The sequence below is a fragment of the Streptomyces sp. NPDC034085 genome (genome assembly GCF_055575555.1).
The window spans coordinates 99,934-116,991 of sequence record NZ_JBVISL010000011.1 but is presented as its reverse complement, the minus strand read 5'-3'; the positions used below and the strand labels follow the sequence as shown (position 1 = coordinate 116,991).

Genomic DNA, 17,058 nt, shown 5'->3' with positions numbered 1-17,058 from the left:
GGGTTACGGATCCCGCGCGGGCCGGTAGGGGCCGCCGACGCCCCAGGCCTGGTGCAGGACGGCCGCGAACTCGCCGGCGAGGCGGTGCTCCCCGGAGGCGTTGGGGTGCGTGCCGTCGTAGGTGTCCCGGTGGATGTCGTACGCGTGCGGGCGGGCGGCCAGCAGGATCGGCGAGGCGTCGGCCGTCAGGTCGGCGACCGCTTTCCCGAGCAATTCGTTGAAGCGGGCGACCTCCGCCGCGAACGGGGCGTCCTTCTCGGCACGGACGTTGGGTATGACCGGCAGGAAGACCATCCGCACGGCGGGGCGCGCCTCCCGCGCTGCCGCGACGAAGCGGCGCACGTTGTCGGCGGTCTGGTCGGCCTTCGTGTAGAAGCCGAGGTCGATCAGGCCGAGGGAGACGAGCAGGACGTCCGCGCGGGCGGCGCCGGCGGCGGGCCCGACCAGGGGCGCCATGTGCTGCCAGCCCTCGCCCCAGCCGGCCAGGTGCCGGCGGGCGTGCGCGGGGAAGTCCGCGGCGGCGTAGGCGTGGCTGGTGGGGGTGTCGGTGGCGGTGTCGTACAGCGCGCTGCGCGGCCCGACGATCTCGAACGAGCCGTCGCCCAGGGTGGCGCCGAGGTGCTGCCACATCCGGTAGCGCCAGGTGAAGTCGCCGGCGCGTCCGATGGTCATGGAGTCGCCGACGAACATGAAACGCATCCGGCCATCATCGCGGATCACACGACCGGAACCCCTGTGACGCCGGACACGCCGCAGGGGGTGTGCGGGGCACCGGACACCGCGGACCCGGCCCGGTCCACCGGACACCCCCCACGGGCTGGCAGGCTTGAGGGATGCGCCTGCTGCCCCGGTTGACCGCCGTTCCCGCCGCCCTCGTGCTGGCCGTGCTGCCGGGGGCCGCCCTGGCGGCGGAAACCCCCGCCGCCGCCGGGTTCACCATCACCGACCCGCGCATCAGGGAGTCGAGCGGCCTCGCGGCCAGCCGCGTCCACCCGGGCGTGTACTGGACGCACAACGACAGCGACGACGGCCCGTACGTGTACGCGGTGGACTCCGCGACGGGCAGGACCCTCGCACGGGTGACGCTGACCGGGATCGGGACGCCGCGCGACGTGGAGGCGATCTCGCTCGGCCCGGACGGGCAGCTGTACGTGGGCGACATCGGCGACAACAGGAACGGCACCTGGGACCACGTGTGGATCTACCGCTTCCAGGAGCCGGGGGAACTGGGCGACCAGACCGTCAAGGCCGAGCAGTTCACCGTCGTCTACGCCGACGGGCCGCGCAACGCGGAGGCGCTGATGGTCCATCCGGTGACGGGCCGGGTGTACATCGCGAGCAAGAACGAGCAGGGCGGCGGCCTGTACGAGGGCCCCGAGCGGCTGTCGGCGGACGGGCGCAACGTCTTCCGCCGGGTCGCGGAGGTGCCGTGGGTGACGGACGGGGCGTTCTCGCCGGACGGGGGGCGCCTGACGCTGCGCGGGTACTTCACGGCCCGGACGTACCCGTGGAAGGACGGCCGCCCGCAGGGGGAGGGCGAGCGGCAGGACGCGCCGTGGCAGGGGCAGGCCGAGTCGGTGACGTACACGCCGGACGGCCGGACGCTGATGTTCGGGGCGGAGGGCGCGAACAGCAAGGTGGTGGCGGTACCCGTGACGGCCGCGTCGGGTGCGCCCGACCCGGCGGGGGCCGGGTCGCCGCAGCAGCCCGGGGGTCAGGGCGCCGGCGGATCGGGCTCCGGGGCCCGGGGCGAGCCCGCCACGCCGGGCTCCGGCAGCTTCACCAAGGGGGCCCTGGTCCTGGCGGCGGGCACGGCCCTGGTCCTGGCGGGCAAGCGCCTGCTGCGCCGCCGCCCGAAGCCCTGAGCCACCGCGGCCGCGGGCCGTCCGGACGCCGCCGCCCGGAGCTGAGCCGGCCCGGCCGCGGGCCCGTTCCGGCGTTGCGGAGGCGTTCGGGAACCGGGCGGGCGGCCGACGGCGTCCCTCTCCGCGCCCGGCCTTGCGGCCACGGCGCACCGCCGGGCCCGGGCCCTTGTCGTTCACGGGGGTGACGACAGGGGTCCGCGCCCGCCCTGCCCGCCGGCCCGCGCCGCCTGCGCTACGAGTGCCCCAGGTCGGCGGACGGCAGGTCCGCCGGGGGCACCGAGCCGGTGTCGGGGGCCTGGCGGAGCGGGAACTCGTCCGTCGCCATCGAGTCGAGCACCGGCGGCGCGGGCCGCAGCGGCTTCGGCATGACCGCGGCCTCCGAGTGGCCGCCGCAGCCGTACGACAGGGACACCAGCCGGCCGTCCGCCGGGGCGAACTCGTTCGCGCAGACACCGAAGGCCTGCCCCAGCGAGCCCCCGATCGCGACGAGGAACCCGCACGAGACGCACGACGCGGGCGCCGCCTGCGCCATCGCCGTCTTCGCCCCGAACGACTCGTCCCACCGGTCGGCCGCACTGTGCAGCCCGTACCGCGACAGGACGCGCGCACGGCGCATGCCGAGCTCTTCCGCCACCGCGGCGATGGAGCCGCGCGCCGGGACGACCGCCCGGTCGGTGACGTCGGCGTCCTCCGCCTCCACCAGTTCGGCCATCTCGGCCGACACCACCGAGTTCGGCGGCGGCGCGTCCTCCCCGGACCAGCCCGGCTCCAGCCGCAGGTCGTCGGCGTCCGTGGGCAGCAGGTCGCCGGGGCCCATGTCGCCCGGGCGCAGCCGTTCGCTCCACGGCACCCATTCGGGGGCGAGCAGGGCGTCGTCGCCGGGCAGGAGCACCGTTTCGTCGAGGGTGACGTTCTTCGCGCGGGAGGCGCGGGTCACGGTCACGGCCCAGCGCCAGCCCCGGTAGCCCGGCTCCTCGCACTCGAAGAGGTGCGTGACGACCCGGTCGCCCTCCGCGACGACCGACACGTGCTCGCCCACCACACCGGGGTAGGCGGCCTCCTCGGCCGCCGCGCGGGCGAACTCCACCGCCTCGGCGCAGAGGCGGTCGGGGGCGGGCGTACGCGGGGTACGCGGGGTACGGCTTCGCGTCGTCGCAGCACTCACAGGTCTCGTTCTCTCCTACGCCGTCTCACGAGTGCGCCGTCCGTACTGTCGTCCACAACGACCCGTCGGTCTCGTCCGTACGTAGCGCGGGCGGAGCGGACCAGAGGGCCGCGTCGACGTCCGCGCCCCGATCGGCCTCGGGCGCACCCCACTGTGATCCATTCTGCGGGATCGCGAAGAGGCGCGCGGCCAAGTGCAACCGCCGGTGGCGCGCTACGCACGCTACCTCCTCCGGAGCCTTCGGCCCACATGCGAGGTCCGATTCGCGGACAACGCCCGTACGAGGGGACCGGCGCGGCGGCGGCCCGCAACGCACCGGGGGACGTGCCGGAGGGGGTACTGGCGGCCGTGTGGGGCACTATGGCCACGTGGCACCCGTACGGTCGTCCGCAGACGGCCCGGGACCGGCCAGGCGGGCCGGCCGGGCCGTCGGGCGTGCCCTGCACCTGCCGATCACCGGCCCGGCGCGCGGGATCCGGCGCGCCACGCACGCCCAAGGGGCGGGTGAATCGGGGCTGGGCCGGCTGATCGAACTGCACGCGATCAACGGCGCCGGCGACGTGATGATCACGGTGGCGCTGGCGTCGACGGTGTTCTTCTCCGTCCCCACGGACGAGGCGCGCGGCCGGGTGGCCCTGTACCTGGCGATCACCATGGCGCCCTTCACCCTGCTGGCCCCGGTGATCGGCCCCCTGCTGGACCGGCTGCCGCACGGCCGGCGGGCGGCGATGGCGGGCGCGATGCTGACGCGGGCCCTGCTGGCGCTGATGATGTCCGGCGCGGTCGCGACGGGCGGGCTGGAGCTGTATCCGGCGGCGCTGGGCGTGCTGGTGGCCTCGAAGGCGTACGGCGTCGTCCGCAGCGCCGTGGTCCCGCGCCTGCTGCCGCCGACGTTCTCACTCGTCAAGGCGAACTCCCGGGTCACGCTGGCGGGCCTGCTCGCCACGGGCGCGGCGGCGCCGGTGGCGGCCGCCCTGCACGGGATCGGGCCGCCGTGGCCGCTGTACGGGGCCTGCGCGATCTTCGTCTGGGGCACGGTCGCGGCGTTCCAGCTGCCGCACAAGGTGGACGAGGCCAAGGGCGAGCGCCGGGCCCGGCTGTCCACCCACGAGGCGCACTCGAAGCGCCCGGGGCTGCGGACGGTCAGCCGTCCGGTGCTGTGCGGGCTGCTGGCGAACGCGTCGATGCGCGGGCTGTCCGGGTTCCTGATCTTCTTCCTGGCGTTCCTGCTGCGCGAGCACCCCCTCGGGGGGCAGAGCGCGGCGGTGTCGCTGGGCATCGTCGGCGTGGCGGCGGGCCTCGGCAACGCCTGCGGCACGGCGGTCGGGGCGTGGCTGCGGGCGCGCGCGCCGGAGGCGATCGTGGCGGCGGTCCTCTGCGCCACCCTGGGCGTGGCGATCCTGGCGGCCGTCCTCTTCAGCGGGCTGCTCATGGCCGTCCTGGCCGGGACGGCAGGCTTCTGCCAGGCGCTGGCGAAACTGTCGCTGGACGCGATGATCCAGCGGGACGTCCCGGAGGCCGTCCGCACGTCGGCCTTCGCCCGTTCGGAGACGCTGCTCCAGGTGGCGTGGGTGCTGGGCGGCGCGATCGGCATAGCCCTGCCGCTGAACGGGATCCTGGGCATGTCGGTCGCCGCCGTCCTGGTCGCCCTGGGCACGACGATGGCCCTCCGCGGCCTCCTCACCTCCCGCCCCCACCCGGCCCACCCCCGAGTGGCGTAACACCCCCCGCAACACCCACCCCGGCGCCCGATCCAGCCCCGCCGGCGTTCGAGGCGCGGGCCCGGACCGGAGCCGAATCCAGCCCCGCCGGCGTTCGAGGCGCGGGGTCTGGGGCGGAGCCCCGGGGAGCCCCCGAGCCCGCGGCGCAGCCGCCCGGTGCCCCCACCCGCCCGGCCAGGGCAACGGTCGCCCCGCCGCAGGACCCCCGTGCGGCGGCGCAGCCCACCGGCCCGATAGCCTTCGGCTCATGACCGCACCGCTTTTCCCGGGTAGGGCCCGCCGCAGCGTCGCGGCCCTCGGAGCCGTGTCCGCCGGCCTCCTCCTCCTGTCCGCCTGCGCCAACGACAAGCCGACGCCGCTCGCGACGGTGACCGTCGGCAGCACCTCGGTGTCCGCCGAGTCCGAGTGCCGCGCCGACGGCAAGGACCTCTCCATGGACAGGGTCCAGGAGTGCCTGACGGACCTGAAGGACGCCAAGACGATCGATTACGGCCGCGGCGACACGCTGCGCCTGGGCGTCGAGCCCGAGATCGTCGAGGACGGCAAGAAGTGGCAGGCGGTCCTCGACGGCCAGCCGATCACCGAGCCGTCCGCGAACACCTACCGCAGCTTCCAGGGCGCCGACGTCTTCGCGACCGGCGGCCAGGGCGAGGCGCCCCAGTCGAAGATGCTGGGCTTCGTCCAGGTCGGCGAGGACGGCAAGCCCCTCGCCGTCTGGTCGTTCAAGCTCAAGCTCAAGAAGTAAGCGGCAGGCGCAGCGGCGTGCGCGCGCTGATCGTGACCGCGGTGGCCGCGGAGGCCGAATCCGCGGCCGCCGGCCTGACCCCTCATCCGGACCCGGTCACGCCCGAGCCGCGCACCCTTCCCGGTGGGTACCTCATCACCCGCCGGGACCTGCCCGGCCTCGCCGCCGACGTGCTCGTCGGCGGTGTCGGCCCGGCCGCCGCCGCGGCCGCCACGGCCACCGCGCTCGCGCTGGCCGACTACTCCCTCGTCGTCTCCGCCGGCATCGGCGGCGGGTTCGCGCCCGCCGCCCCGCCCGGCTCGCTGGTGGTCGCCGACGCGCTCGTCGCCGCCGACCTGGGGGCCGAGACCCCCGAGGGTTTCCTGCCGGTGCAGGAGCTCGGCTTCGGCCGCAGCGTGCACCTGCCGCCCGCCGAGCTCGCCGCCCTCGCCGCCGAGGCGACCGGGGCGCTGCTCGCGCCCGTCCTGACCGTGTCCACCGTCACCGGCACCGCCGCCCGCGCCGCCGAGCTGTCCGCCCGGCACCCGCTCGCCGGGGCCGAGGCGATGGAGGGCTTCGGGGTGGCGGAGGCCGCCGCCGCGCACAGGCTGCCGGTACTGGAGATCCGCGCCGTGTCCAACGCCGTCGGACCGCGCGACCGGGCCGCCTGGCGGATCGGGGAGGCGCTGGACGCCCTGACCGCCGGATTCCGCGCCCTGGGACCCGTACTCGTCACATGGGGAGAACGCCATGAGCACCGGTGAACCGCTCGGCATCGCCTACTCGCCCTGCCCGAACGACACCTTCGTCTTCGACGCCTGGGCGCACGGACGCGTCCCGGGCGCGCCCCCGCTCGACGTGACCTTCGCCGACATCGACATCACCAACGGCATGGCCGAGCGCGGCGAGCTGGACGTGCTGAAGGTGTCGTACGCCGTACTGCCGTGGGTGCTGGAGGAGTACGCGCTGCTGCCGTGCGGCGGGGCGCTGGGGCGCGGCTGCGGCCCGCTCGTGCTGACGCGGGAGCCGGGCGCGGACCTGAGCACCGGCACGGTCGCGGTGCCGAGCGAACGCTCCACCGCCTACCTGCTCTTCCGGCTGTGGGCGGCCGACGTGCTGCCGGACGGGGTCGGCAAGGTGGTCGTGCTGCCGTTCCACGAGATCATGCCGGCGGTGCGCGACGGGCGGGTGGACGCCGGACTGGTCATCCACGAGGCCCGGTTCACGTACCGGGACTACGGGCTGCACTGCCTGGCCGACATGGGCGAGCACTGGGAGTCCACCACCGGTCTGCCGATCCCGCTCGGCGCGATCATCGCCAAGCGCTCGCTGGGCGCGGACACGCTGCGCACGCTGGCCGAGTCGGCCCGTACGTCGGTCCGGATGGCGTGGGACGACCCGGAGGCGTCGCGGCCGTACGTACGCGCCCACGCGCAGGAGCTGGACCCGGCGGTGGCGGACCAGCACATCGGGCTGTACGTCAACGAGTTCACCGCCGACCTCGGTGACGCCGGGTACGCGGCCGTCCGCGGGCTGCTGACCAGGGCCGCGGCCGAGGGACTGGTTCCGGCCATCCCGCCGGACGCACTGCGCTTCCCGTGACGCGGCACGCGTGACGCACCGGTGCCCCGCGGCTCGCACGAGCGGCGGGGCACCGTCAGGCGTCGCGGACGTCCCGGACGCCCGGGCGTCTCAGACGTCGAGCTGGTCGGCCACCGCGCGCAGCAGGCCGGCGATCTTCGTGCCGTGCGCCTTGTCGGGGTAGCGGCCGCGCTCCAGCATCGGCGTGATGTTCTCGAGCAGGGTCGTCAGGTCCTGCACGATCGAGGCGAGCTCGTCGGGCTTGCGGCGCTGGGCGGCCGCGACCGAGGGTGCCGGATCCAGCACCGTCACGGAAAGTGCCTGGTCACCGCGCTGTCCCGCGACGACTCCGAACTCCACCCGCTGCCCGGGCTTGAGGGCCTCGACCCCGGCCGGGAGCACCGACGAGTGCACGAAGACGTCTCCGCCGTCGTCGCGGGAGAGAAAGCCGAAGCCCTTCTCGCTGTTGAACCACTTGACCTTGCCGGTAGGCACGTCCGTCCTCTGTCCTTGTGCTCGTCGGGTCCGGTCGGCCGGGGTGAACGGCTCCGGATAGCAGTGCAGCGGGTCCTCCGACCCGCCTCCTCAAGGCTAATGGTCCAGAAACCGCTGGCAAGACGTCCCCCGGTCCTTCCCGCTTCGCCGCTTCGGCCAGGGAACTACCCTGGTCGCGTGACTGTTACTCCTCACCCCGACGAAGCGCGCCCCGGCGACGGCCTGGTCAAGACGGGGGGCATCGTGTTCATCGTGGGCGCCGTGGCGACCCTGGTGACGATGGCCCCGCTGTTCCTGGGCACCGACCCCTTCCCGCCGTACGCGTGGGCCGTGTGCATGCTCATGGGCGTCGGCTTCGCCATCTCGGCGGCGGGCGTGCTCCGCTCGGCCGCCGCACAGCGCCGGGCGGCCCGGGCGTCCCAGGCCGCCTGACGCCGCCGCTCAGGCCGCGCGGTTGCGGACGTACTCCGTGAGCCACTGCGGCAGCGCGGTGAGGTCCGTCAGCACCACGTCCGCACCGGCCGCGCGCAGCTCCTCCGCCGGGCACGGCCCGGTCGGCACCACGACCGACAGCGCCCCGGCCGTCCGGGCCCCGCGCACGTCGCCGACGTGGTCGCCGACGTAGACCTGCGCCCCGTACTCGCGCAGCGCCCCGGCCTTGGCCTCCGCCCAGAGCCAGCCGATGACGGCGTCGGGCTCTATGCCGAGGTGCTCGAGGTGGTGGCGGGCGTTGGGCTCGTTCTTGGCCGTCACCACGATCGCCCGTCCGCCGAGGGCCTGGACGGCCTTGACCGCCTCGCGGGCGCCGGGCATCGCCGGCGTCGGCTCGATGGCGTAGTCGACGTACAGCTCCCGGTAGAGGTCCCGCATCGCCGGGATCTCCTCCTCGGGGAACCAGTGGGCGAGCTCCTGTTCCAGCGGCGGCCCGAGGCGCGTGATGGCCTCATCGGCGTTGATGTACGCCCCGGTCTTCGCGGAAAGCGCCTGGTAGGCGGCCTTGATCCCGGGGCGGGAGTCGATGAGCGTCATGTCGAGGTCGAAGCCAACGGTCAGCTGCGCGACCGGGGCACCGGGCTGCGGGGGGATGTGGGAGGTCATAGCGCCATTGTGCCGAGGCTCCAGCGGGGTGAGGGAACGTAAGCGGAGGTTGGCTTATCGGATGCCCCTATTTGGCGAAATGTCAGCTCTGCGGGGATTCCTCACCGGGGGGCGGGGTGCGGGGGGGCGGTCTCAGGGATGGGTTGGGGGTTTCCCGTCAGTCCCATCGTCATTCCGGTTCGCGCCGGTCCCTCAAGGGCGCTCCTTCGTCGCGTCGCTCCGCGATGGCCTTCGGCCACCCTTGACCGACCGACCCGCCCCGGAAAGCCGAAAGACTGCCGGGAAGCCCCCAAAAGAACGGTCACGGGGCAGGAGAGGCAGGAGCGGGTCCCTCAGGGACGAGACGAGGGGCCAGGGGCCATGACCCCCACCGAACAGCGACCAGAGCAGCCCGGGAAGCGCCCAGGCGCGACAGATCGCTACGTGCCTCCTCTTGGTTCGGCGACCGACGGCCGTCTGGGGCCGATACCTGCACCAGACGGTGACCAACAGCCCGTCCGGGACCGAAAGACCAGCGGATCGCTAGGCGGGCCTTACGGCTTGGCGCTTGGCGGGCGTATGGGTCGAGAGAGGGGTGGATGGGCCCTTTGGGAAGCGAAATGGGCCCTTTCGGAGCGGGGTTGGGGGTTTGTCGGAGGCTAGGGACAACCTTTGTGGCGGCAGACTCCGACAGAAGCCCTTCACTCCTGACGCCAACCACCAAAGGCGAACAGAGGGAACGGGAGAGACCTTGTGGCGCCCCCCCACCAGCCACAGACGGGTCGCAGACGCCCTTCCAGAGAAGCGCGTAGCGATCTGTCGCGCCTGGCCCTGGTGGCCAGGGCCGGCGAAATCGGGGGACCGGATCCGGGAAGGGGATATGGCCCCTGGCCCCTCGCCTCATCCCTGACGGGGCCGCTCCTGCCTCTCTCCCCGGTGACCGTTCTTTTGGGGGGTTCCCGGCAGTCTTTCGGCTTTCCGGGGCGGGTCGGTCGGTCAAGGGTGGCCGAAGGCCATCGCGAAGCGACGCGACGAAGGAGCGCCCTTGACGGGCCGGCACGAACCGGAATGACGATGGGACTGCCGGGAACCCCCCAAACCGGCTGTGAGACGGCTCAGCCGAAACCCCGCCCCCAAACCCGGCCCCGCCCTACCGCCGCCGCGAGCGCCACAGCAGGTACGCCGCCGTGGTGGCGGCCGCCGTGCGGGCCAGGGTGGGCCAGAGGGACTGGAAGGCCTGACCGGCCTCCGTGGAGGGCAGGGGGTCGCCCCAGCGGCCGGTGGTGCGGCCCCACAGCCAGAGCGCGGCCAGGGCGAAGACCCCGGCGGGCAGGCCGGGGAGGACCCACTTGCGCTCCCGGGGGCCGAGCACCCGGGAGGCGTACGCCACCAGCGCGCCGGCCCCGAGCAGCAGCCAGTACCCGGTGAGCGCCCCCGCGAGGAGCAGCGCCGCCGCCAGCAGGAGGAACGCGTGGGGGCGGGGCCGGGGTTCCCGGGCCTCCGGCGCGGCGGCCTTCCTCCGTTCGCGCCGGTCGCGCAGGAACCGTACGAGTCCCCCTGCCCCTGCCCCTGACCCTGCCGCCGGAGCTCCCGGCTCCGGCTTCTCTCCCGGCTCCGCCGCCTCTTCCTCCCGCTCGCGGAAGAAGTCCGGGAACTCGATGCCGCCCGCGAAGCCCGCCACCTGCGGCCCCGCCCCGGAGGCGCCCGGGGACAGGCTCCACCAGTCGGGTTCGGCTCCGGCCGAGGGCCCGAGTTCGTCGAGCCCGGCGAGGTGCGGCGGCACGTTCTGCGGGGCCGCCGGTGTGCTCGGCGTGCCGCCCCGCTGCACCGGGACCCCCGGGCTCGCCGGCGGAGCGGCAGGACGCGCCGGCCCCACTCCGTCCACGACCTCCTCCGGCGTGCCGATCCGCTCCAGGATGCCGCGTACCGCCGCCGGGGTGTCCGGCTCGTACGTCGCGCGCCGGCGCTCGATCTCGTCCCGCAGCCCCGAAACCAGCCGCATCCGCTCTCCGGACGACAGCTGCCGCCGCTGGGCCAAGTCCCCGACGCGGCTCAGATATTCGTAGACCAGATGGTCGCTCTCGATCCCCACGCCCCCGACGGTAGCGCGTGCGTCCGTGGAGCGGCCGACGGCGCAGCGGATACCGTTGGCCGGATGGGGACCGGACGGCGGTCCGGCCGGCGTGACCAGGAGGCGACCAACGTGCCCGAGGCAAGCACCGCTGCGGCGAACGCCCCGCGCTCCCTCGCCGAGGCGCTCCGCGCCCGCGACGACGTGGCGCTGGCCGCCCTGCTGCACGCCCGCCCCGACCTGCTGAACCCGGTGCCCGGCGACGTCACCCAGCTGGCGACCCGGGCCGGCACCCGGGCGTCGGTGGTGCGCGCCCTGGACCGCCTGGACCGGTTCGCGCTCCAGACGGCGGAGGCCCTCGCGGTGGCCCCGGACCCGTGCCCGTACCCGGTGCTGGAGGGGCTGCTGGCCGGCTCCGGCGCGGAGGACGGGGCGGCCCGCGACGCGCTCCCCCGGGCCCTGGGCACCCTGCGCGACCAGGCTCTGGTGTGGGGGGACGAGGACCGGCTGCGGCTGGTGCGCACCGCCCGGGAGCTGCTCGCCCCGTCCTCGCAGCGGCCCTCGCCGACCGGGCTGGGGCCGACCGTGGCGGAGGCGACGGCGGGGATGTCGCCGACCCGGATCCAGGAGATCGTGGCGGCGGCGGGGCTGCCCGCGACGCACGACCCGGTGTCGGCGGTGGCCGCGCTGACCGGGCTGTTCACCGACCCGGAGCGGATGTCGGCGCTGCTGGACGAGGCTCCGGCGGAGGCGCACCAGGTGCTGGGGCGGCTCGTGTGGGGGCCGCCGTACGGGGAGGTGACCCCGAATCCGACGCCGCCGGTGCGCTGGCTGCGGGACCGGGGGCTGCTGCTGCCGGCTTCGCCGCGGACGGTCGTACTGCCCCGGGAGGTGGCGCTGCACCTGCGCGGCGGGCTCGCGCACCGGCGGACGGAGCCGCTCGCGCCGCCGGTGGGCGTGCACCGGGAGCACCGTCCACAGCTTGTGGACGCGAACGCGGCGGGGCAGGCGCTGGCCGCGCTGGCGACCGTCGAGGAGCTGGTGAAGTCCTGGGAGCACGCCGGGCCGCTGGTGCTGCGGGCGGGCGGGCTGGCGGTGCGGGACCTCAAGCGGACGGCGGCCGCGCTGGACACCACCGACCAGCAGGCGGCGTTCTGGATCGAACTCGCGTACGCGGCGGGGCTGCTGGCCAGTGACGGGGAGGCCGACGAGCGGTACGCGCCCACCCCCGCCTTCGACGACTGGCGCGAGCTGCCGCCCGCCGAGCGGTGGTCGGTGCTGGCGGCGGCCTGGATGGCGGCCACCCGCACGGCCGGGCTGGTCGGGGAGCAGGACGCCAAGGGCCGCACGCTGTCCGCGCTCGGCCCGGACCTGGACCGGTCGGCCGCGCCCGAGGTGCGCCGCCGGGTCCTGGACCTGCTGGGCGAGCTGCCCGAGGGCGGGGTGCCCGACCCGGAGGTGGTGCTGGAGCGGCTGGCGTGGGAGCGGCCGGCGCGCGGTACGGGCGACCTGCGGGCCCGGCTCGCGCACTGGGCGCTGCACGAGGCCGAGGTGCTGGGTGTCACCGGCCGGGGTGCGCTCAGCGTCTTCGGCCGCGCCCTGCTGGAGCACCGGGATCCGGCGGCGCTGCTGGCCCCGCTGCTGCCGGAGCCGGTGGACCACGTGCTGTTGCAGGCCGACCTGACGGCGGTGGCGCCGGGGCCGCTGCTGCGGCCGCTGGCGGAGACCCTGGGCGTGCTCGCGGACGTGGAGTCCAAGGGCGGGGCGACGGTGTACCGGTTCACGCCGGGTTCGGTGCGGCGGGCGCTGGACTCCGGGCACGCGGCTTCCGACCTGCACGCCTTCCTCGCCGAGCACAGCCGTACGCCGGTGCCGCAGCCCCTCGCGTACCTGATCGACGACGTGGCCCGGCGGCACGGGCACCTGCGGGTGGGCGCGGCGTCCTCGTACGTGCGGTGCGACGACGACGCCATGCTGGGCGAGATCCTGGCCGACAAGCGGTCGGCCCCGCTGGGCCTGCGGCGTCTGGCGCCGACGGTGCTGGCGGCGCAGGCGGATCCGGGCGCCCTGCTGGAGGGGCTGCGGGCGATGGGTTACGCCCCGGCGGCGGAGTCGCGGACCGGTGACGTGCTGGTGGCGCGGGCGGACGCGCACCGCACTCCGGCGCGTTCGGCGCCGGTCCCGGTGCCGGACGGGCCGCCGGTGCCGGACGCGACGCTGCTGGGCGCGGCGGTACGGGCGATCCGTGCGGGCGACTTGGCGGCGACGGCGGTCCGCAAGGAGCCGGCCGCCGCGTCGGCCGGGGTCCCGGGGGAGCTGCCGCGCACCAGCGCGGCGGAGACGCTGGCCACGGTGCAGGCGGCGGCGCTGACGGGGTCGGCGGTGTGGATCGGGTACGTGAACGCCGACGGCGCGGCGAGCCAGCGGGTGATCGCCCCGGTCCGGGTGGAGGGCGGCTTCGTCACGGGCTACGACCACACGGCGGACGAGGTCCGCACGTACGCCCTGCACCGCATCACGGGGGTGGCGGAGCTGGCGGAGGACCAGGTCTAGGGGGTGTCCCGCCGTGCGGGAGAACCGCCGCCCGCCGGAAAACCGCTGGTCGGCGGGCGCGTCGCACGGCACCCTGGCGGCATGTCCGAAGCCACGCCCCACGTCGCGCCCGCACCCGGGCCGGCCCTCCCCCGGTACGGGATCCGCGCCGCCCACACCGCCTCCACGATCACCGTCTACCAGGCCTACGCTCCCCGCCTCGGCCTGCCCGCGGCCCGCGACGGGCGTTTCCCGCCCGCCTGGAAGCGGGAGCGGATGACGTGGGTCAAGCCGTCGTTCCTGTGGATGATGTACCGCTGCGGCTGGGCCACGAAGGCCGACCAGGAGACCGTGCTGGCGGTCGAGATCACCCGTGCGGGCTTCGACCGGGCCCTCGCCCGCGCCTGCCTGTCCCACTACGTGCCCGGCGTCCACCCGGACCGGGAGGCGTGGAAGGCGTCCCTGGCCGGTTCCCCGGCCCGGGTGCAGTGGGACCCGGAGCGGGACCTGCACCTGAACCCGCTGCCCCACCGGTCCCTGCAACTGGGCCTGTCGGGGGAGGCGTCACGGGCCTACGCCGACGAGTGGACGGTGTCCATCCGCGACGTCACCCCGCTGGCCCGCCGGATCCACGCCCTGGTCCGCGCGGGCGACACCGAAGCGGCGCGCGCGCTGCTGCCGGCCGAGCCCCCCTACCCGGCGGGCCCGCTGCCTCACCTCGGCGCGTAGTCGGTCCGCGCGGGGTCGAAGGGCCACGCCTCGCGCAGCCACGCGCTCACGGCTCCGTACACGGCGGCGTCGAGGTGCGCCCGGTCCTCGCGCACCCAGGAGCTGACGTGCACCCGCCCGGGCTGCTCCTTCGCCGGATAGACGTACAGGCAGCCGACGACCTCCGCATCCCCTTCCAGGACGCTGTACGTGAACCCGCGCCGCTCCGCGAAGTCCCGGGCGTGCCGCTCCAGGTCGGCCAGGTTCGCCTCGGCGGACATCCCCTCCGGCGGCGGCCAGTGGCGGCCCGCGAAGCCGGGCGTGGCCCGGATGTGCGCGATGCTCCCGCTCCAGGCGGCGAGGTCCCGCGCGTTGTGCTCCGGCCCGAGCGGCTCCAGCCGGAAGCCGTCGCCGGCGAGCGTGCGCGGCACGTCGAAGTCCTCGGGGACGAAGGGCTGCTGATCTTCACTCATGCCGGGACGGTACGTTCGCGCCCGGACCGGTGTCAGCGGTTTTCCGCCGGGCCCCCGGCCGGACGGCGTGTGCCCGGGGGATTCCACGGCCGTCCCGCCCTGCTCCTCAGGGGCCGGGACGCCCCCTGATGAGGCACACTGGACGTTTGACCCATTGCGGAAGGGACGCAGCCAGGTGAACGGGCCCCTCATCGTCCAGAGCGACAAGACCCTCCTTCTCGAGGTCGACCACGAGCTCGCCGGCGCCGCGCGCCGGGCCATCGCTCCCTTCGCCGAGCTCGAGCGGGCCCCCGAGCACATCCACACCTACCGGATCACCCCGCTCGGCCTGTGGAACGCCCGGGCCGCCGGGCACGACGCCGAGCAGGTCGTCGACGCGCTCGTCGAGTACTCCCGCTACCCCGTCCCGCACGCGCTGCTGGTCGACGTCGCCGAGACCATGGCCCGCTACGGGCGGCTCACCCTGTCCAAGCACCCCGTCCACGGGCTGGTGCTGACCAGCACCGACCGGCCCGTGCTGGAGGAGATCCTGCGCTCGAAGCGGGTCGCCCCGCTGGTCGGTGCCCGGCTCGACGCCGACACCGTGGCCGTGCACCCGTCCGAGCGGGGGCAGATCAAGCAGACCCTGCTCAAGCTGGGCTGGCCGGCCGAGGACCTCGCCGGGTACGTCGACGGCGAGGCGCACCCGATCGAGCTCGAGGAGAACGGCTGGGCGCTGCGCCCCTACCAGGCGCAGGCCGTCGAGGGCTTCTGGCACGGCGGCTCCGGTGTGGTCGTCCTGCCCTGCGGCGCGGGCAAGACGCTGGTCGGGGCCGGTGCGATGGCCAAGGCGAAGGCGACGACGCTGATCCTGGTCACCAACACCGTCTCGGCGCGGCAGTGGAAGCACGAGCTGGTGCGGCGGACCTCCCTCACGGAGGACGAGATCGGCGAGTACTCCGGCACCCGCAAGGAGATCCGGCCCGTCACGATCGCCACGTACCAGGTGCTGACGACCAAGCGGAAGGGCGTCTACCCGCACCTGGAGCTGTTCGACTCCCGCGACTGGGGGCTGATCCTCTACGACGAGGTGCACCTGCTGCCCGCGCCGGTGTTCAAGTTCACCGCCGACCTGCAGGCGCGGCGGCGGCTGGGCCTGACGGCCACTCTGGTGCGGGAGGACGGGCGCGAGTCGGATGTGTTCTCGCTGATCGGGCCGAAGCGGTTCGACGCCCCGTGGAAGGAGATCGAGGCGCAGGGCTACATCGCGCCCGCCGACTGCGTCGAGGTCCGCGTCAACCTGACCGAGTCCGAGCGGCTCGCGTACGCGACCGCCGAGACGGAGGAGAAGTACCGCTTCTGCGCGACGACCGCGACGAAGCGGAAGGTCACCGAGGCGCTGGTGCGCAAGCACCGGGGCGAGCAGACGCTGGTCATCGGGCAGTACATCGACCAGCTCGACGAGCTCGGCGAGCACCTGGACGCGCCCGTCATCAAGGGCGAGACCTCCAACGCGCAGCGGGAGAAGCTCTTCGAGGCGTTCCGCCAGGGCGAGATCAACGTGCTGGTCGTCTCGAAGGTCGCGAACTTCTCCATCGACCTGCCGGAGGCGACCGTCGCCATCCAGGTGTCCGGCACGTTCGGCTCGCGGCAGGAGGAGGCGCAGCGCCTGGGCCGGGTGCTGCGGCCGAAGGCGGACGGGCACGAGGCGCGGTTCTACTCGGTCGTGGCGCGCGACACGATCGACCAGGACTTCGCCGCGCACCGCCAGCGCTTCCTGGCGGAACAGGGCTACGCGTACCGGATCATGGACGCGGACGAGCTCCTGACGAGCGACTGACCCCGACCCCGGGGGTCGCCCTGGGGGCCGGGACGTGCGCCGTCGTCGGCCGGCGGCCGGTGTGGCGGCGGTGGGCCGCGCCGGCCAGGGCCGTGAGCAGCGGTACGCACCACACCCACAGCTGCGGCCACTCCCGCAGCAGGGCCCGGCCGCTCCCGTGCAGGTGCCGGGCCCAGAAGTCGGCGGAGGCCTCCGGGAGCACCACCAGGCCGAGCAGGGCGGTGCCGGCGAAGCCGGCCAGGGCGGTCAGGGCGGCCCGGACGCGCCGGGTCAGCAGCAGGTACGGGATGCACAGCGCCGGGGTCAGGGTGATCCCGGCGGCGGTGCCCAGGGCGAAGCCCTTGCCGAGCGCGGCGTGCGCCCGGCCCAGGTCCCACACGGCGAGGCAGGCGAGCGCCAGGTTGATCTGGGCGGGCAGCGGGCTCTGGAACAGGGGCTCCAGCCACAGCCCGGCGATGGTGGCGGCCAGGACGGGTCCCCGCCGGGCCCGTACTCCCGCGAGGCGGCAGGAGAGCAGGACCAGCAGGGCGAGCAGGCCGGCGTTGCCGAGGACGAGGACGGCCTTGAGCACACCGGCCGGCAGCCAGGCGGCGGGCGTGAAGAGGATCGCGGCGAACGGCGGATAGGCGGAGGGCGGATGCCAGTCGGCGGCGGAGAAGCCGCTGAGGACGGCGTCCGCCGTCGGGATGCGCAGGGCGATGCCCAGCACGCCCAGCACCAGCAGCGGGGCTGTGACCAGCACGCCTGCGAGCGGCGACGGCGAAGAAGCGGAAGTGGAGCTGCGGGTCACGCGCGTGACCCTAGTGGATCAACCGCCCACCCCCGCC

16 protein-coding genes are annotated in these 17,058 nt (G+C 74.9%); 9 read left to right on the top strand and 7 right to left on the bottom strand.

Annotation, left to right across the window (positions count from 1 at the left end; translation table 11 throughout):
- Positions 1-3: 3 nt before the first annotated feature.
- Positions 4-699: a GDSL-type esterase/lipase family protein gene (locus ACZ501_RS29840; protein ID WP_361602420.1), complete on the bottom strand. Its 696-nt coding sequence runs from the start codon at positions 697-699 to the stop codon at positions 4-6.
- A gap of 134 nt (positions 700-833) precedes the next feature.
- Between ACZ501_RS29840 and ACZ501_RS29835 the strand changes: the two genes are divergently transcribed.
- A complete protein-coding gene (locus ACZ501_RS29835) occupies positions 834-1,865 on the top strand; it encodes a WD40 repeat domain-containing protein (protein ID WP_468799578.1) in 1,032 nt (343 codons plus the stop codon).
- A 232-nt stretch (positions 1,866-2,097) separates the two neighbouring features.
- On the opposite strand, the gene ACZ501_RS29830 is transcribed toward ACZ501_RS29835, so the two are convergent.
- Positions 2,098-3,030, bottom strand: coding sequence for a DUF3027 domain-containing protein (locus ACZ501_RS29830; protein WP_468799576.1), 933 nt, complete (start codon positions 3,028-3,030; stop codon positions 2,098-2,100).
- Between the two features lie 368 nt (positions 3,031-3,398).
- Between ACZ501_RS29830 and ACZ501_RS29825 the strand changes: the two genes are divergently transcribed.
- The 4 genes from ACZ501_RS29825 to ACZ501_RS29810 all read left to right on the top strand — a co-directional run bounded on the left by ACZ501_RS29825 (position 3,399) and on the right by ACZ501_RS29810 (position 7,077).
- A complete protein-coding gene (locus tag ACZ501_RS29825; RefSeq protein WP_362461908.1) occupies positions 3,399-4,751 on the top strand; it encodes an MFS transporter in 1,353 nt (450 codons plus the stop codon).
- Between the two features lie 247 nt (positions 4,752-4,998).
- Positions 4,999-5,496 (top strand): DUF2771 domain-containing protein, encoded by a 498-nt coding sequence (locus ACZ501_RS29820; protein WP_361603687.1) that lies wholly within the window; start codon positions 4,999-5,001, stop codon positions 5,494-5,496.
- A gap of 17 nt (positions 5,497-5,513) precedes the next feature.
- Complete coding sequence (locus tag ACZ501_RS29815; RefSeq protein WP_468799574.1) at positions 5,514-6,239, top strand: futalosine hydrolase; 726 nt, start codon at positions 5,514-5,516, stop codon at positions 6,237-6,239.
- Complete coding sequence (locus ACZ501_RS29810) at positions 6,226-7,077, top strand: 1,4-dihydroxy-6-naphthoate synthase (RefSeq protein ID WP_361603693.1); 852 nt, start codon at positions 6,226-6,228, stop codon at positions 7,075-7,077. The genes ACZ501_RS29815 and ACZ501_RS29810 overlap by 14 nt, the downstream gene beginning before the upstream one ends.
- A gap of 90 nt (positions 7,078-7,167) precedes the next feature.
- Here ACZ501_RS29810 and ACZ501_RS29805 read toward each other — a convergent pair whose 3' ends face one another.
- A complete protein-coding gene (locus ACZ501_RS29805) occupies positions 7,168-7,551 on the bottom strand; it encodes a cold-shock protein (protein WP_361603696.1) in 384 nt (127 codons plus the stop codon).
- A gap of 177 nt (positions 7,552-7,728) precedes the next feature.
- Here ACZ501_RS29805 and ACZ501_RS29800 point away from each other — a divergent pair, with 177 nt between their 5' ends.
- The gene (locus tag ACZ501_RS29800) at positions 7,729-7,983 is read left to right on the top strand and encodes a hypothetical protein (RefSeq protein ID WP_361603699.1); all 255 of its coding nucleotides are present in this window, start codon (positions 7,729-7,731) and stop codon (positions 7,981-7,983) included.
- Between the two features lie 9 nt (positions 7,984-7,992).
- Here the strand turns inward: ACZ501_RS29800 and ACZ501_RS29795 are convergent, their stop codons facing one another.
- Positions 7,993-8,649 (bottom strand): HAD family hydrolase, encoded by a 657-nt coding sequence (locus tag ACZ501_RS29795; RefSeq protein WP_361603702.1) that lies wholly within the window; start codon positions 8,647-8,649, stop codon positions 7,993-7,995.
- Between the two features lie 1,129 nt (positions 8,650-9,778).
- A complete protein-coding gene (locus ACZ501_RS29790; RefSeq protein ID WP_361603705.1) occupies positions 9,779-10,720 on the bottom strand; it encodes a hypothetical protein in 942 nt (313 codons plus the stop codon).
- 63 nt (positions 10,721-10,783) lie between these two features.
- Here ACZ501_RS29790 and ACZ501_RS29785 point away from each other — a divergent pair, with 63 nt between their 5' ends.
- Positions 10,784-13,252, top strand: coding sequence for a helicase-associated domain-containing protein (locus tag ACZ501_RS29785; RefSeq protein WP_468799572.1), 2,469 nt, complete (start codon positions 10,784-10,786; stop codon positions 13,250-13,252).
- An 81-nt stretch (positions 13,253-13,333) separates the two neighbouring features.
- On the top strand, positions 13,334-13,960 hold the full coding sequence (locus ACZ501_RS29780; RefSeq protein ID WP_468799570.1) for a DUF4291 domain-containing protein: 627 nt from the start codon (positions 13,334-13,336) through the stop codon (positions 13,958-13,960).
- Here the strand turns inward: ACZ501_RS29780 and ACZ501_RS29775 are convergent.
- On the bottom strand, positions 13,945-14,412 hold the full coding sequence (locus tag ACZ501_RS29775; protein ID WP_468799568.1) for a GNAT family N-acetyltransferase: 468 nt from the start codon (positions 14,410-14,412) through the stop codon (positions 13,945-13,947). The genes ACZ501_RS29780 and ACZ501_RS29775 overlap by 16 nt on opposite strands.
- Before the next feature lie 175 nt (positions 14,413-14,587).
- On the opposite strand from ACZ501_RS29775, the gene ACZ501_RS29770 reads away from it, so the two are divergent.
- Complete coding sequence (locus ACZ501_RS29770; RefSeq protein ID WP_468799566.1) at positions 14,588-16,231, top strand: DNA repair helicase XPB; 1,644 nt, start codon at positions 14,588-14,590, stop codon at positions 16,229-16,231.
- On the opposite strand, the gene ACZ501_RS29765 is transcribed toward ACZ501_RS29770, so the two are convergent.
- Positions 16,197-17,021 (bottom strand): glycosyltransferase 87 family protein, encoded by an 825-nt coding sequence (locus ACZ501_RS29765; RefSeq protein ID WP_468799564.1) that lies wholly within the window; start codon positions 17,019-17,021, stop codon positions 16,197-16,199. The genes ACZ501_RS29770 and ACZ501_RS29765 overlap by 35 nt on opposite strands.
- Positions 17,022-17,058: the final 37 nt, after the last annotated feature.